Source organism: Pseudomonadota bacterium (assembly GCA_039196715.1).
Lineage (GTDB): Bacteria > Pseudomonadota > Gammaproteobacteria > CALCKW01 > CALCKW01 > CALCKW01.
Map to the genome: position 1 here is coordinate 1 of JBCCUP010000029.1, position 14,398 is coordinate 14,398.

15 protein-coding genes are annotated in these 14,398 nt (G+C 66.0%); 8 read left to right on the forward strand and 7 right to left on the reverse strand.

Going from position 1 to position 14,398, the window contains the following annotated elements:
* The coding region (locus AAGA11_11555; protein MEM9603491.1) for a LysR substrate-binding domain-containing protein at positions 1-899 on the reverse strand (899 nt) is incomplete at its 3' end.
* 105 nt (positions 900-1,004) lie between these two features.
* Here AAGA11_11555 and AAGA11_11560 point away from each other — a divergent pair.
* Together AAGA11_11560 and AAGA11_11565 are read left to right on the forward strand one after the other, a co-directional pair.
* Entirely contained in the window at positions 1,005-1,307 is a 303-nt protein-coding gene (locus AAGA11_11560) for a DUF1330 domain-containing protein (GenBank protein MEM9603492.1), read from the forward strand.
* Between the two features lie 160 nt (positions 1,308-1,467).
* Entirely contained in the window at positions 1,468-2,268 is an 801-nt protein-coding gene (locus AAGA11_11565; GenBank protein ID MEM9603493.1) for an SDR family NAD(P)-dependent oxidoreductase, read from the forward strand.
* Between the two features lie 18 nt (positions 2,269-2,286).
* On the opposite strand, the gene ugpC is transcribed toward AAGA11_11565, so the two are convergent.
* The 5 genes from ugpC to AAGA11_11590 form a co-directional block, all read right to left on the reverse strand.
* A complete protein-coding gene (gene ugpC / locus AAGA11_11570) occupies positions 2,287-3,303 on the reverse strand; it encodes a sn-glycerol-3-phosphate ABC transporter ATP-binding protein UgpC (protein MEM9603494.1) in 1,017 nt (338 codons plus the stop codon).
* A gap of 3 nt (positions 3,304-3,306) precedes the next feature.
* The gene (gene ugpE, locus AAGA11_11575) at positions 3,307-4,143 is read right to left on the reverse strand and encodes a sn-glycerol-3-phosphate ABC transporter permease UgpE (protein MEM9603495.1); all 837 of its coding nucleotides are present in this window, start codon (positions 4,141-4,143) and stop codon (positions 3,307-3,309) included.
* A 17-nt stretch (positions 4,144-4,160) separates the two neighbouring features.
* Positions 4,161-5,042: a sn-glycerol-3-phosphate ABC transporter permease UgpA gene (gene ugpA, locus AAGA11_11580; protein ID MEM9603496.1), complete on the reverse strand. Its 882-nt coding sequence runs from the start codon at positions 5,040-5,042 to the stop codon at positions 4,161-4,163.
* Between the two features lie 50 nt (positions 5,043-5,092).
* Positions 5,093-6,403 carry a sn-glycerol-3-phosphate ABC transporter substrate-binding protein UgpB gene (gene ugpB / locus AAGA11_11585; protein MEM9603497.1) on the reverse strand — a complete coding sequence of 437 codons (1,311 nt, stop codon included), beginning with the start codon at positions 6,401-6,403 and terminating at the stop codon, positions 5,093-5,095.
* 323 nt (positions 6,404-6,726) lie between these two features.
* A complete protein-coding gene (locus AAGA11_11590; protein MEM9603498.1) occupies positions 6,727-7,620 on the reverse strand; it encodes a LysR family transcriptional regulator in 894 nt (297 codons plus the stop codon).
* Between the two features lie 115 nt (positions 7,621-7,735).
* Between AAGA11_11590 and AAGA11_11595 the strand changes: the two genes are divergently transcribed.
* A complete protein-coding gene (locus tag AAGA11_11595; protein MEM9603499.1) occupies positions 7,736-8,353 on the forward strand; it encodes a hypothetical protein in 618 nt (205 codons plus the stop codon).
* 460 nt (positions 8,354-8,813) lie between these two features.
* Here the strand turns inward: AAGA11_11595 and AAGA11_11600 are convergent, their stop codons facing one another.
* Positions 8,814-9,500 (reverse strand): methyltransferase domain-containing protein, encoded by a 687-nt coding sequence (locus tag AAGA11_11600; protein ID MEM9603500.1) that lies wholly within the window; start codon positions 9,498-9,500, stop codon positions 8,814-8,816.
* Positions 9,501-9,575: 75 nt separating this feature from the next.
* On the opposite strand from AAGA11_11600, the gene AAGA11_11605 reads away from it, so the two are divergent.
* The 5 genes from AAGA11_11605 (at position 9,576) to AAGA11_11625 (ending at position 14,220) form a co-directional block, all read left to right on the forward strand.
* Positions 9,576-10,184, forward strand: coding sequence for a hypothetical protein (locus AAGA11_11605; GenBank protein ID MEM9603501.1), 609 nt, complete (start codon positions 9,576-9,578; stop codon positions 10,182-10,184).
* Positions 10,185-10,355: 171 nt separating this feature from the next.
* A complete protein-coding gene (locus AAGA11_11610) occupies positions 10,356-10,700 on the forward strand; it encodes a YciI family protein (protein ID MEM9603502.1) in 345 nt (114 codons plus the stop codon).
* 4 nt (positions 10,701-10,704) lie between these two features.
* Positions 10,705-12,015: a sigma-70 family RNA polymerase sigma factor gene (locus AAGA11_11615; protein MEM9603503.1), complete on the forward strand. Its 1,311-nt coding sequence runs from the start codon at positions 10,705-10,707 to the stop codon at positions 12,013-12,015.
* Positions 12,012-13,088: an EF-P beta-lysylation protein EpmB gene (gene epmB, locus AAGA11_11620; GenBank protein ID MEM9603504.1), complete on the forward strand. Its 1,077-nt coding sequence runs from the start codon at positions 12,012-12,014 to the stop codon at positions 13,086-13,088. Before AAGA11_11615 ends, epmB begins: the two co-directional genes overlap by 4 nt.
* A 103-nt stretch (positions 13,089-13,191) precedes the next feature.
* Positions 13,192-14,220 carry a metallophosphoesterase gene (locus AAGA11_11625; GenBank protein ID MEM9603505.1) on the forward strand — a complete coding sequence of 343 codons (1,029 nt, stop codon included), beginning with the start codon at positions 13,192-13,194 and terminating at the stop codon, positions 14,218-14,220.
* The last annotated feature ends 178 nt before the right edge of the window (positions 14,221-14,398 follow it).

Here is a 14,398-nt window from a genome sequence, read left to right on the forward strand (position 1 = left end):
AACCAAGGCGGGTAGTCGCCGATCTCGCTCATGAGAAAGTCGATCAACACCCTGACCTTAGCGGACAACACGTGGGATTTGGGGTAGACGAGCCAGAGCGCCGCATCGGACGCCAGCGTGCAGTCGGGCAGGACTTCGACGAGCGCCGCCGACGCGAGCGCGTCGGCCACGTTCCAGGTGGACTGCACCGAGATTCCGGCACCCGCCAGCGTGAGCTGCCGTGCGCTGTCGCCGTCGTCGAGCACCACGCGGCAGCCGTCGCGCACCGCGTCGAACACCCCCACAGGCTGCCCGTTGCGCGTGAGCGGCAGCGCAGGCAAGCCACGGTAGCCGATCAGGCGGTGGCGCGAGAGCGCGGCGGGGTCGGTCGGGTGGCCGTGGCGCTCGAGGTAGGCCGGTGCGGCACAGAGCACATAGTGCTCGGCACAGAGTCGGCGGCCGTGAAAACCGGCGTCTTCCGCCTGCGCGGTGCGCAAGGCCAGATCGAAACTCCCGTCGATCAGGTCGAAGCGGGCGTCCGACAGGTGCAAGTCGAGCGACAGCGACGGAAACCGGTCGAGAAAAACCGGCAACACCGGCGCGATGTAGCGCTGCGCGAAGGTGCTCGGCGCCGTGAAGCGCACGGTGCCCACCGGGTCGGCCGTGCCGAGTCCGATCGCCGCGCGCCCGGCCGACGCCTGCGCCAGCAACTCGCGCGCAAACGGCAGGAAGGCCGCGCCGTCGACCGAGAGCGATACCCGTCGCGTGGAACGGTGCAGCAGTTCGGTCTGCAGGCTTCTCTCGAGCTTGGCGAGCTTCGCGCTGGCTGCGGCGGGTGCCAGGCCGAGGTCCCGTCCGGCGCGGCTGATGTTGCGCAGATCCGCCGCACGCACAAACAGGTGTACCGCGTCTGTGTCCACTTTTATATCTTTTTTCGATATTATCAATTCAGATTATGCATCTTGATCAAATTAATCAAGACAATAGACTCGAGCGCTCCTTCACATCCCACGAGAGCTCATCCCATGGCGTACTACTCCGTTCTTGCTGTCACACCCACGTCCGACGATTGGATCCCCGACTACATCGGCCCTGCCAATGCCCTGGTGGCGCAACACGGTGGCACCTACCTCGCGCGCACAGCCAACCACGAACGCGTCGAGGGTGACGGCGACGACGCAGCGCTTCGCATCATCATCCAGTGGCCCTCGCGCGATGCGGCCCTCGCGTTCATGCAGGACCCGGCCTACGCACCGCACCTCAAGGCGCGGACCGCGGGTTCGGTCAGTCACCATTTTTTGATCGAAGCCAAAGACGACCTCGCCTGAGGTTACCGGGGCGGCCTTGCCACACCCGACCCGTTCGACGTGCGCCGCAACGAGCGGGCGCGTCGCCGGCGCTGCCCGTGCACTAGAGTCTGTTGACACACTATCCCCCCGCGCCGACCCGACGGCCCGCCGCCATCGGGTCGTGCAGGAGACAACCCGCATGAAAACCCTGTTGATCACCGGCGCAACCGACGGCATCGGTTTGCTGACAGCCACCAAGCTCGCGCAATCGGGCCACCGCGTCCTGCTTCACGGGCGCAGTGCCGAGAAACTCGACGCAGCACAGCGCGCCGTGCGCGACGCAGCACCACATGCCGACGTCGACGTCTACCGCGCCGACCTGTCGCGGCTCGCTGATGTGGCCGCGTTGGCGGATGCGATCAACCGGGACCTCACGTCGCTGGACGTGCTGATCAACAACGCGGGTGTGTTCAACACGCCGCAAGCCGAGGTCGACGGGCTGGATGTGCGCTTCACCGTCAACACTGTGGCGCCCTACCTGCTGGCCAAACGTCTGCTGACGCCGCTGGGGTCGACCGGTCGGATCGTGAACCTCTCATCGGCCGCGCAGGCGCCGGTCGACCTGCAGGCGCTCGCCGGCCGCGAGCGGGCCCGCGACGACTTCGACGCCTACGCGCAAAGCAAACTCGCCCTGACCATGTGGACGCGCGCACTCGCCGACGAGCTCGGCGACGACGGTCCGGTTGTCGTGGCGGTCAATCCCGGCTCGCTACTCGGCACCAAAATGGTCAAGAACGCTTTCGGTTCGGACGGCGGCGACGTCAACATCGGTGCCGATATTCTGGTGCGCGCCGCCCTCAGCGACGAGTTTGCACACTCAACAGGCTTGTATTTCGACAACGATGCCGGGCACTTCGCTCCGCCCCACGCCGACGGCATCGACGGTCAGAAGTGCGCCGCGGTGGTCGATGCAATCGAAGCGGTGCTGGCAGAACACTGAGGGTGCGCTCGCCGTCGTTCAGCCCTGCAGACGGCGGCCTTCGGCGTCGAAGTGCATCGCTTGCGCGGGCGCCCAGCTGAGCCCGACCGTGTCACCTGCCGCCGGTAGCGCGACGCTGCTGTCCTGGCGCACGGTCAGCATCGCACGGCGATCGCTGCGCACGTGGACCAGGGTCTCCGCGCCGAGCGGCTCGACGTCAACCACCTCTCCCCCCAGCACACCGTCCGACACCGCGACCAGGTGCATGTGTTCCGGGCGCACACCCACGGTGCTGACATCCGTCGTGGTATCGCCCAGCATTGACGCGTCGATGAAGTTGGTGGGCGGCGAACCGATGAAGCCGGCTACAAAGGCTGTTTGCGGGTTGGCGTAGACCGACAGTGGATCGCCCACCTGGTCGGCAACACCACCGTTCATCACGACCATGCGGTCAGCCAGGGTCATGGCTTCGACCTGGTCGTGGGTGACATACAGCGAGGTGACGCCGAGCTCGCGTTGCAGTGTCTTGATTTCGAGCCGCATCTGCACCCGCAGTTTGGCGTCAAGGTTGGAGAGCGGTTCATCGAACAGAAACACCGCAGGTTTGCGCACGATCGCGCGGCCCATGGCAACCCGCTGGCGCTGACCACCGGACAACTCACGCGGCTTGCGGTTCAGGTAATCGCCGAGTTGCAGGATCTCGGCCGCCTGGTCGACCCGCCGCCGGATCTCATCCTTCGGCACCTTGGCGATCTTGAGCCCGTATGCCATGTTGTCGAACACCGACATGTGCGGGTAGAGCGCGTAGTTCTGAAAGACCATGGCGATGTCACGGTCCATCGGTTCGAGCTCGTTCACCACGCGGCTGTCGATCTGCACCTCGCCTGACGTCACGGTCTCCAGACCCGCCACCATGCGCAGCAGCGTCGACTTGCCACAGCCGGACGGCCCGACGATCACGATGAACTCACCGTCGGCAATGTCGATGTCGACGCCGTGAATCACGTCGGTCTTGCCAAAGCGCTTTCTGACGTCGTGCAGTGTGACCCGTGCCATGCTCTATTTCTCGCTGTCGACCAGTCCGCGAATGAAAAGACGCTGCATGCTGACCACGACCAACACCGGCGGCACCATCGCCAACAACGAAGTCGCCATGATCACCGGCCAATCGGCCGTGTCGTCACCCGACGGGAACATCTGTTTGATGCCCATGACGATGGTGTTCATTGACGGGTCGGTGGTGATCAGCAACGGCCAGAGGTACTGGTTCCAGCCGTAGATGAAAAGAATCACGAACAAGGCAGCGACGTTGGTGCGGCTCATCGGCAACAGGATGTCAACGAAAAAGCGCATCGGTTTCGCTCCGTCAACGCGGGCGGCCTCGGCCAACTCGTCGGGCACCGTCATGAAGAACTGCCGAAACAGAAACGTGGCGGTGGCCGACGCAATCAGCGGAAAAATCAGCCCGGTGTAGCTGTTCAGCATGCCGAAACCCGCAACCACCTCGTAGGTCGGCACGATGCGCACTTCAACCGGCAGCATCAACGTCAGGAAGATCAACCAGAAGAACAGGCGCCGCCCCGGAAACCGGAAATACACGATCGCAAAGGCGGACAGCAAGGAAATCGCAATCTTGCCCAGCGCGATGCCGAGTGCCATCACCGCCGAGTTGAAAAGCATGTCGAGCACCGGCGCGTTGACGCCGGAGGACAGCGCACGGCTGTAGTTCTCCACCAGGTGGCCGCCGGGCCAGACCGGCATCGGCGGCCGCGCGATATCCTGCTGCTCGACGGTGGACGCAACGAACGCGAGCCAGATCGGGAAAAAGATGAACAGCACACCGATGATCAACCCGGCGTGGGTCAACCAGAGCCCGGCGCCGCGTTTCTCGACCATGCCGTCCCGCGCGGCCATCAGTAGTGCACCCGCCGTTCGATGTACTTGAACTGGATGATGGTCAGGATCGACACCACGACCAACAGGATCACGGACTGCGCTGCCGACGAGCCGAGATCCTGGCCGACGAAACCGTCCGCATAGACCTTGTACACCAGGATGGTCGTGGCCTGCTGCGGCCCGCCCGACGTGATGGTGTGGATCACGCCGAAGGTTTCAAAGAAGGCGTAGACGATGTTGACCACCAGCAGGAAAAAGGTGGTGGGCGACAGCAAGGGAAACACGATTGTGCGAAAGCGGGTCCAGAACCGTGCGCCGTCGATCGCCGCGGCCTCGATGACCGACCGCGGTATCGCTTGAAGGCCTGCGAGAAAAAACAAAAAGTTGTACCTGATGCGCCCCCAGCTCGATGCGACCACGACGAGACCCATCGCTTCGTCCTCGTTCAACACGTGGTTCCAGTCGTAGCCGAGTTGCCCGAGGTACCACGACACCACCCCGACACGGGTGTTGAACATGAACAGCCAGAGCACACCCGCGACAGCCGGTGCCACCGCGTAGGGCCAGATCAACAAGGTGCGGTACGTCCCTGAGCCCTTGATCAGCCGGTCGGCCAGTACGGCCAACAACAACGCCACGCCCATCGACACGAGCGTGACGCCTATCGAGAAGACCGCCGTCGTGCCGAACGAGGCCCGGTAGTAGGGGTCGGAGAGCAGGAAGTCGAAATTACCAAGCCCGACCCACGTCATCGACAAACCGAAGGGGTCGGGAATGAACAGCGATTGCCAGATCGCCTGCCCGGCGGGGTAGAAAAAGAAGACGGCCGTGATCACGATTTGCGGCGCAATGAGCAAGAGCGGCAACCAGACGCCGCGAAACGTGACCCGTTTTTCCATGTCGGTGGTCCGCGCGGCCCGGCCGAGTGCCGGACCGCAACAGCAGCGCCCTAGCGACTCGCGGCTTCGAAGCGGCGCAGCAGGGCGTTGCCCCGCGTCACGGCGCTGTCCATTGCCTCTTGCGCGCTCTTGTCACCCGTCCAGATGGCCTCGAGCTCCTCATCGATGATGCCGCGGATCTGGTCGAAGGAACCCAGACGCAGGCCCTTGGAATTGGCCGTCGGCTCTTTCGCGGTCATCTGGATCACCGCAATGTCGGTGCCCGGGTTGGCATCGTAGAAACCCATGGCGCGGGTCTTGTCCCCCGCCTCGGCGGTGATCGGGAGGTAGCCGGTATCCTGGTGCCACTTGGCCTGGATATCCGCGGACGAGAGGAAGTTCATGAACGCGGCCACACCCTCGTACTCGGCGTTCTCGTGGCCGGCCAGGGTCCAGAGCGAGGCGCCGCCGATGATGGTGTTCTGCGGCTCGTCGGTCACCGCCTTCCAATACGGCAGCGGCCGAACTTCGAAATCGAATTGGGCCTCCGCCTTGATGCCGGCGTAGCCCGCAGACGACTCGGTGAACAGCGCACACTCACCACCGCGGAAATTGGCACCACCCTCGTTGCGGCGACCCGCGTAGAAGAATTTGCCATCCTGAGCCCACTCACCCATGGCTGACAAGTGTGCCACCTGGGCTGCGCCGTTGAACGCAAGCTCGGTGTCCGTGCCGGCAAAGCCGTTGTCCTGGGTGGCGAAGGGTGTGTCGTGGTAGGCCGAGAAGTTCTCAAGGTGGATCCAGCTCTGCCACGCGGTGGTCAGCGGGCATTCGACGCCAGCCGCCTTCAAACCGTCGAGCACTTCACCCACCTGCTCCCAGGTTGACATGTCGGTGTCCGGGTCGATACCCGCTTGGCTGAGCAGGTCGCGGTTGACCCACAGCACCGGCGTGGAGGAGTTGAACGGCAGCGACAGCATGTTGCCGTCGGGCGAGGTGTAGTAGCCCTTGACCGAACCGATGTACTTGCTTTGATCGAAGTCCGCACCCGCATCGGCCATGACCTCGTAAACCGGTTTGATCGCGCCCTTGGCGGCCATCATGGTCGCTGTGCCGACCTCGAACACCATCAAGACATGCGGTTGCTCGCCCGCGCGGAACGCGGCGATTCCGGCGTTCAACGTTTCCGAGTAGTTGCCCTTGTGGCTGCCGACAACGGTGTAGTCGGATTGTGACGCGTTGAAGGTGTCGATCTGCTCGGCAACAAGGTCACCCAGTCGCCCGGTGAACGCGTGCCAGAACTGGATCTCCGTCGCTGCTAGCGCGGTACCCGACGCCATCAGTGTCGCGGCGGCAAGGCACGTTGGTACAAAGCGTTTCATCTCTATCTCCCTCGGTGTGAACGGACGTGACGGTCAACCGACGTTAACCGCCACGTGTGACGCAGACATGACGACAGGGTGCCATTTTATGCAAGTCGGTCCCTTTTGGACGCGCCCATCAAGTCGCATGATGACCACAGTAAACTCTTGTGATCTGCAGAGGTCAAGCGATACTCATAAGTAAGCAAATGAGATAGGTACGGCCAGCGGAGACGCACTTGCCGTAGGCGGGCCTCAGTGCCGCAGACAGGTCACCGCGACGGTGGCAACGTCATCCCAGCACCGGTCGACTCAAGGCTCGCATGCACGAAACGCAGCTGTGCTCAGAGCGACGCGGCGAAGGCGGCTGCCAGATCGCGCACCGGCGCGGACGGTGCCCTGTGTGGGCTGACGATGTGCAGTTCCAGCGGCACCGACAGTTTGCGCGGTGCAAGTGGGACCATATCGCCGGAATCGAAGTCGGCCTGCAACGTGTCCCAGATGCACCCCACGACCCCGAGCCCCCGCCTGGCCAGGGCAATGCGCGCTTGCGTGTCGTTGACGTGCACGGTGCGGTCGAACGCAACTTCGTGCGCGCCTACCACCTCGCCGCCGACACGCTTCGGCATCGACAAGGTCACCTTGGAGCCGATGTGGGGCTTGCACAGGAACGGCAAGGTCCGGATGTCACTGAGCCGATTCGGGTTACGGTGCCCGAGCAGACTGCGGTGCGCTGCGAGCACGGAGCGTGTGCGGTGCCGGTGCAGAACCGTCAGGGTTTTCGGCAGGCTGCTGCTCGAGACACGGATGTACAGGTCGCGCGAGAAGCGGTCGTGGTCCAGCAGCTCATCCTCGGCCAGGAGGGTCAGTTGAGGCGCTGCCTCGCTGGCCAGCACCCGCTCAATCGCGTCGTGAAACCAGCCGCAGGCCAGTTCGATCGGCAAACTCACACGCAGCTTGGGTCGCGGCTGAGGACGACGTTTTACCGTCAGTGCGCGGTCAGCTGCCTGCGCCATGTCGCGTGCGTGTTCGTACACGGAGAGACCGGCCGTTGTCGGTGTGACACCGGATCGGTGGCGCTCGAGCAGGGGCTCGCCGTAGTAGTTCTCGAGGATCTTGACCGATTCGCTCATGGCAGACGCACTCGCGACCAGGCGCTCGGCAGCGCCGCTCATCGAGCCCGCCTCGACCACAACCGAATAGTTGGCGAGGTGTCGGAGATACGCTGCGTTGGACATCCGGTTGCACGCCGTAACTTCGGGAAATCGGAAATTAACACATACGCGATTCAGCATTCCTGATATGCAGTGCGCCGCGTAGTGTTGCGGTCTCCCCACCACGAGACCACCCGCCATGAACACCCTTCGCTACGCCGCCTGCGTTGCCCTCTGCTCCGCCTCGATCAGCCCTGCTCACGCCAACACACCCGCCGACATCATCGGCCACTGGGTGTCGGTCGGCTGTGAACTGCGACCTCAACAGAACGCCGACGGCAGCGTGGGCGCATGGTGGCTGACACGCAATATCCGCTTCGCACCCAACCGCATCGACGCGAGCTTCACCACCTACGCGGACGCTGGCTGCCAGAGCGCACTGCAGCACTTGCACTTCGGCGGGACCGTCGAGTTTGTCGAGCCATCCGCCGTGATCGCCGGTGCCCACGACGCCGTGCTGACCATCGACGACTACGTCCGCTTCACGCCAGTCGCCGAGGGCTTCGCGGCCTTCCTCAACAGCGCGGAGCCCGGCAGCTGCGGCACCGACACCTGGGCCGTGGGCGTGACACAGGACGTGCTCAACACCGGCTGTGCCCCGCTTGGCCTGCCGGCAAACACGCCCACTGTCGAATACGAAGTGCTCGCCGTGATCGACGACCGCCTCCACTTCGCGGCACGGCCGACGGATGGCAGCTTCATGACCTCACCTGACAAGCGCGTGAACGCGTTGCAATTGGGGCTGAAGCGCAACTGAACACGGGCCCACTGGCGCAGCGGCGCCCTGCCGCCGAACCATGCTGTGCGTCCCCAAGTCGACGCGCCGGCTGCTGGGACCCGTGGGTTACGCAGGCGTCGTCGCACGGGTCCACGGGCGGGCGTTCACGCAACAGGTACATGCGGATCCGTTGCGTTCGGGCCATGTGTTCGCACGCGGTAGGTTCGGCGGCGTCGGCATCGCCTTGCCCGAGGGCGTCGAAGACCGTGTCGCGCAGATCAACCGCTCTCGGGGCGAGCCTCTCGGTGCCGATCGTCGTGACACTGTGCGCGGCCGGGGCGTTGTTCGACGCGGGCATGGACATCAGCGGGACGAGGGTCCGGGCCGCAGGGTCGAGCGAGAGGTGGACGTCCCGATTCGCATCGACATGGGCGTGGCTGTAGTCGCTCGCGGCAGCCATCACCCGGTTCTGCCGCGAAGCCTGGCAGCCGCGCGGTGCTCAATCCAGACGGGCGGCGCCGAGGTTGGCCGTCAAGCGCCACAGCGTGTGGCCACTCGCCGCGTACTTTGCCTCAAACAGGCTGATCGGGGTCGCTACCGCCAACGTGCCGACCTCGCTCGCCACGCCAAACGCGCGCAACGCGAGCTGCATTTCGTCTGCGTAGGTGCGCCAGTTGCAGCGCAACTCCAACTGCCCGCCCAGGGCTATCAGGTCGGCGAAGACCGGCGAGCCGTGCCACCGCTTGTTCAGTTGTGCGGCCTTCGGCCACGGGTTCGGGTAGTAAAGCGCCACTCGATCGCAGCGCCAGCCCGCCGCGCGCGCCCGTGGCAACACATCCAAGGCGTTGGCCTGCAGCAACAGCAGGTTGTCCGGCGAGTTCGTCCGCCGTCTGCGAATGAGCCGGGCCGCGCTCTTGTCGATGCCCACGACGGCCGCATCCGGGTGAGCGTGTGCCAGCGCCCGGCTGCTGTCGCCCGTGCCGCAGCCGATGTCGAGAATCAGCGGTGCCGCACCCTGCGCGGCCAGCCAGGCGCCGGCACGCTCGAAGGCCGCCACCGAGGCGGTGTGCGGTGGGCGGCGGAAGGCATGCCGCCGGTGGCGTTCCACCCGCGCGTCGAGGTCCGGGTGCGGACCGAGCTGATCGCTCGCCACCCGGCGGGACGGAGACGAAGATGACAATGTCACGCGGAGGCCTTCGGAAACCCGTGCACCGGGCCGCTAAGCAGGGGATGCATGGCGTGATCGGAGTCTGTGTCGACCGTGTTCAAGGCCCGAAAAGTATACCTGTTGGTGGCGGTGTCCGCGGTGATGGGGCTGGCCGGCGTGTGGCACGACCAGCTTGCACCGAGCGCCCCGCAAGCGCCACGCCTCGGCGCCCTGAACGGCACCCCACCCCTGCAACTGGCGCCCGAGGAGGTGCTGTCTTTTGGCGACACGACCCGCCTGCACCTGGGTGACAACCGCTACATGTTCGGCCCGGGTGCGCGTGTCTCGCGCCCCGACCGTGCGGCCACGACCTCACCGATGGTGTTGGGCCTGGGCAGCCAGCTTGTCGACGCGCCCGGTGTACAGCTCGACACCGCCATCGGCGTTGGCAGGCTGCTGCACCACGACAACACCGCGTGGGGCGAGTCGCTCACACACCTGTCCGGTCGCCTCACCCAATCGCTCGGCGACAGCGTCGACATGCACGCGGACGTGCTGAGCCTCGACGGCACCACGCTGAAACACCGGGAGTGGGGCCTGAGCCTCCGCTACCGGGTCAGCGAACGCGCGAACTGGCAGATCCAGCACCGCGAAGTACGCTCCAACGGGGACACGGTCGGCGATCAGCACGTGACGGAAATGGCCTACGAGATCCGGTTCTGAACCGGAGCGGACCGCCGCCACCTCGAGCTGCCCTGTCGTACTGACGCCCTCATTGCCGCAGGCACTGAAAAAAATTCGCCCGCGGTGTCCCCGATTCGCGCGTAGCATCGTCGTCTTGTACGAAAGCGGCGCAATCGCGTCGCTGCGTACAACCGCCGCGAGGACACGACAATGACACGCTATCTCTTCATCTACCGCAGCACCCCACCCGAGAGCGAGCCCTCCCCCGAGGCCATGCAGGCCATCATGACGGCCTGGAGCACCTGGATCGAGTCCGGCATGCAAGCCGGTTGGATGGTGGAACCCGGCAACCCGCTTGAGTACACGGGCAAGATGGTCTCGGACGACGGTGTCACCGACGGGCCCTTTGCCGAGAGCAAGGAACTGATCGGCGGGTACTCGTTTGTCCAGGCGGAGTCGCTGGACGCGGCCGTCGCCCTCACAGCCGGGTGCCCGGTGCTCGCCGACGGCGGGCGGGTCGAGGTGCGGCCGGTGGTCGAGTTCGAGGTCAACTGAGACCGTGCAGAACGACCGGCCTGCCCGGCCAACGGACGCCGCGGCGTCCGTTGGCACGGGGAGCGACGGCGCGTCGCACTGCGTGCAACCGCTGATTGAGCACTTCTTCCGCCACGAGTCGGCGAACCTGATTGCCCAGCTCTGCACGCGATTCGGCATTGCCCGACTGCAAGCCGCCGAGGACGCCGTGCAAGCGGCCCTGGAACAGGCCATGGTGCACTGGCCGCTCAAGGGGGCACCGGACAAACCGGCTGCCTGGCTGCACCAGGTCGCCCGCAGACACCTGATCGACCAACTCCGGCACGACGCCATGGCCGAGCGCAAGCGCCACTTGCTGGTCGAAGACACAACGCAGGACGCGCTCGACGACGACTGGCAGGTGCACGCGCGCCTACCCGACAACCTGTTGCGCATGATGTTCGTGTGCTGTCACCCGGCGCTGGACCGGCGCGCCCAGCTCGCGCTGATCCTGAAGATCCTCTGCGGTTTCAGTGTCAGCGAGGTGGCCGCCGGCCTGTTGATGCAGGACGAGGCGGTCAAGAAGCGCCTGCAGCGCAGCCGCCTGCGGTTGCGCACCCTCGGTGTGGAGTTGTCACTGCCCGCCGACGACGATCTGCCGATGCGGCTGGATGCCATTCACCACGCGCTCTACCTGATGTTCAACGAAGGCTACAGCGCCAGCAGTGGCGATGACCCGGTGCGCGAAGACGTGTGCGAGGAGGCCACACGCCTCTGCCACCTGCTCGCGAACCACCGCCTTGCGACACCAGCCACCTCGGCCCTGCTTGCCCTGATGCTGGCACACGCAGCCCGCATCGAAAGCCGAACGGGTGAGGCCGGCGCCACCCACCTGCTGGCCGACCAGGACCGACGCCGCTGGGATCAGGGGCTGATCGAGCAAGCCCGACGTTGGTTGCTGCACGCCGGGTTGCCGAGCAGCCGGTACCACCTGGAGGCCACGATCGCCCTGATTCATTGTCAGGCCGCGCACATCGATGACACCGACTGGGCCTCGATTGCCACGCTCTATGCGCAGCTGCTCGCCTTCAACGCGTCACCGTTGTACCGCCTCAACCACGCCATAGCCGTGTGCGAGGCGGGCGACCCGGCACGCGCGCTGACGTGCATCGACACCTTGGGTGCAGAACCTGCGTTCTCGCACTACCACCTGCTCAACAGCGCGCGAGGCCGCGTGCTCGAGCGACTGGATCGACACATCGAGGCCTGCGCGGCGTACCGTGCCGCACTGTCGTTGGCCAAGGCGCCCCACGCCCGGGCGGTGCTGCAACGCCACATCGACAGGCTGTCTCACTGATCAGCGCGAGCGCGTACAATGGCCGGGCACCCGAAGCCCGCCCCCCGATGAGCTTGCAACCCGCGCGCGCGCCGCGCGACCCCCACCCCAACGACCGACGCCCGCCCTGGAAGGCCGCCCTCGCCGACACCGTGCAGGACGTGGCCGAACTCTGCACCCTGCTGGCGCTCACGCCCGCCGACAGCGAGCACCTCGAGCGGGTCTGCCGCGGGTTTCCGTTGCGCGTGCCGCGCGGTTTCGTCGCGCGCATGCGCACCGGTGACCCCCATGACCCGCTGCTGCGGCAGGTGCTGCCTGACCTCGCCGAGGCGGTGGTGACACCGGGGTACACCAACGACCCGCTTGGCGAGACCGCGGCAACCGCGGTGCCTGGCGTCCTGCACAAATACGCAAGCCGTGCGCTGGTGGCGGTCACGGGGAGTTGCGCAGTGCACTGCCGCTACTGCTTCCGGCGCCACTTCGACTACGACGCGCACCGGCTGGGCCGGGACGCGTGGGCTGCCGTGCTTGACTACCTCGCCCGCCAACCGGCTGTGAACGAAGTGATCTTGAGTGGTGGAGACCCGTTGAACGCCACCGACGCCGCGCTCAGTGCAAAAGTGCGCGACCTCGAGTCACTGGACCATATCACCCGGTTGCGCATTCACACGCGCCAGCCCGTCGTGCTGCCGGAGCGGGTGGACACTCAGCTGCTCGACTGGGTGTCGACGACGCGTTTCAACACCGTGTTCGTGGTTCACGCCAACCACGCCAACGAGCTCGACGGCCGCGTAGAGGGGGCCCTGCGCGCCCTGCAGCACGCGGGCGCGACCCTGCTCAACCAGAGCGTGTTGCTCGCGGGCGTCAACGACGACGCGAACGCCCTGGTCGCGTTGAGCGAACGGCTGTTTGCGTGTGGCGTCCTGCCGTACTACCTCCACCTGCCCGACCGCGTGCAGGGCACCGCCCACTTCCACGTGACCGACGCCCGCGCCCGCTCGCTGCACCGGGTGATGCAGGCCCGCCTGCCCGGGTACCTCGTGCCCCGCCTCGCGCGGGAGGTCGCGGGCGAGCCGAACAAGCGGCAGCTGTGACCGGAACCGCCGCCACGCGCCGGTGTCTGAGCCGCGCAACTCGCCGGGTCACGCGCGCACAGGCCTGTACGCGCGTCGGCAACGCCGATTGGTGCCCACTCAGATGATCCGTTTCCTGTTCGCCTTCACCACCTGGTTGGTGGTCGCCTTGCCCCTGGCCACGCTGTCAGGCCTGATGGCGTCGCTCTCGACCGGCGCGGTCCTGCTGCTGTCCGCGGCCCTCGCCGTACCCTACGCGGGGCTCATGTGGTACGCCCTGCAACGCCCCCTGCCCCGGGTACGTCAAGTCCTGATGCAGGGCATCTCCGTCGGCTACGCGTGTGCGGTGGGACTGCTGCTGAGCTGGCCGCTGAGCCTCACGCCGCTGGCTGCCCACCGGGGCGGGATTGCGGTTGCGCTCGCCGCCATCGTGTTGGGTCTGGGGCTGTACCTGGCCCTCTCGCCGCGCGTCCGCACGCTGCGTTTTCAGAGCGACAAGGTGGGTGCATCGCGCCGGCTGGTGCAGTTGACCGACGTTCACCTCGGCTCGCTCGGGGCCAACACCCTGTCGCGTGCGATGGCGCGTGCGATCGCCCAACAGCCCGACGCGATCGTGATCACCGGCGACCTGGTTGACGGTGGGGAGATCGGCGCGGCGCAGCTCGGTGCGCTCGCCGTTGAGCACCCGCCCGTTTACATGGTGATTGGCAACCACGAGCGCTACGTCAAGCTCGATGCCCTGCTGCACGACATCCGGGAACAACAGGTGACGGTGTTGCGCAACGCCTCGGAAACGCTCGGCGACCTGCAGCTCCTCGGCGTCGACGACAGCGATGCGGCCCACTACCTGGTCGACGCCCTGCCGCGCGTGCCGTTCGACCCCGAACGCTTCAGCGTGCTGCTCTACCACAAGCCCGACGATTGGGATGCTGCCCAACGCGTCGGCGTGGATCTGATGCTCTCGGGCCACACGCACGCAGGCCAGGTCTGGCCGTTTTCCGTGCTCGTTCGGCGCCGCCACCCGCACTGGCGCGGTCTCTACAGTACCGGTCAACACCACCTCTATGTCGCGCCGGGCACCGGCTGCTGGGGACCGATCTTCCGCATCGGCAGCCGGGCGGAAATCACCGTCATCGACATCGATCCCGCCTGATCGGGCGCCCCGAGCCGGGCGTGCGCCACGCTGACGGGCCGGCGCACCGTGCCGCGCCCCGCGGTGCGTGGGCACCCGGGTGCGAGGTACAAATCTTGCGTCGTTGCCGCTGGATCGGTGTGCGCCGGCGTGTGCTGCGCAGCCGCCAGCCAAACACACCTCCGGATTCCCGTGTGAA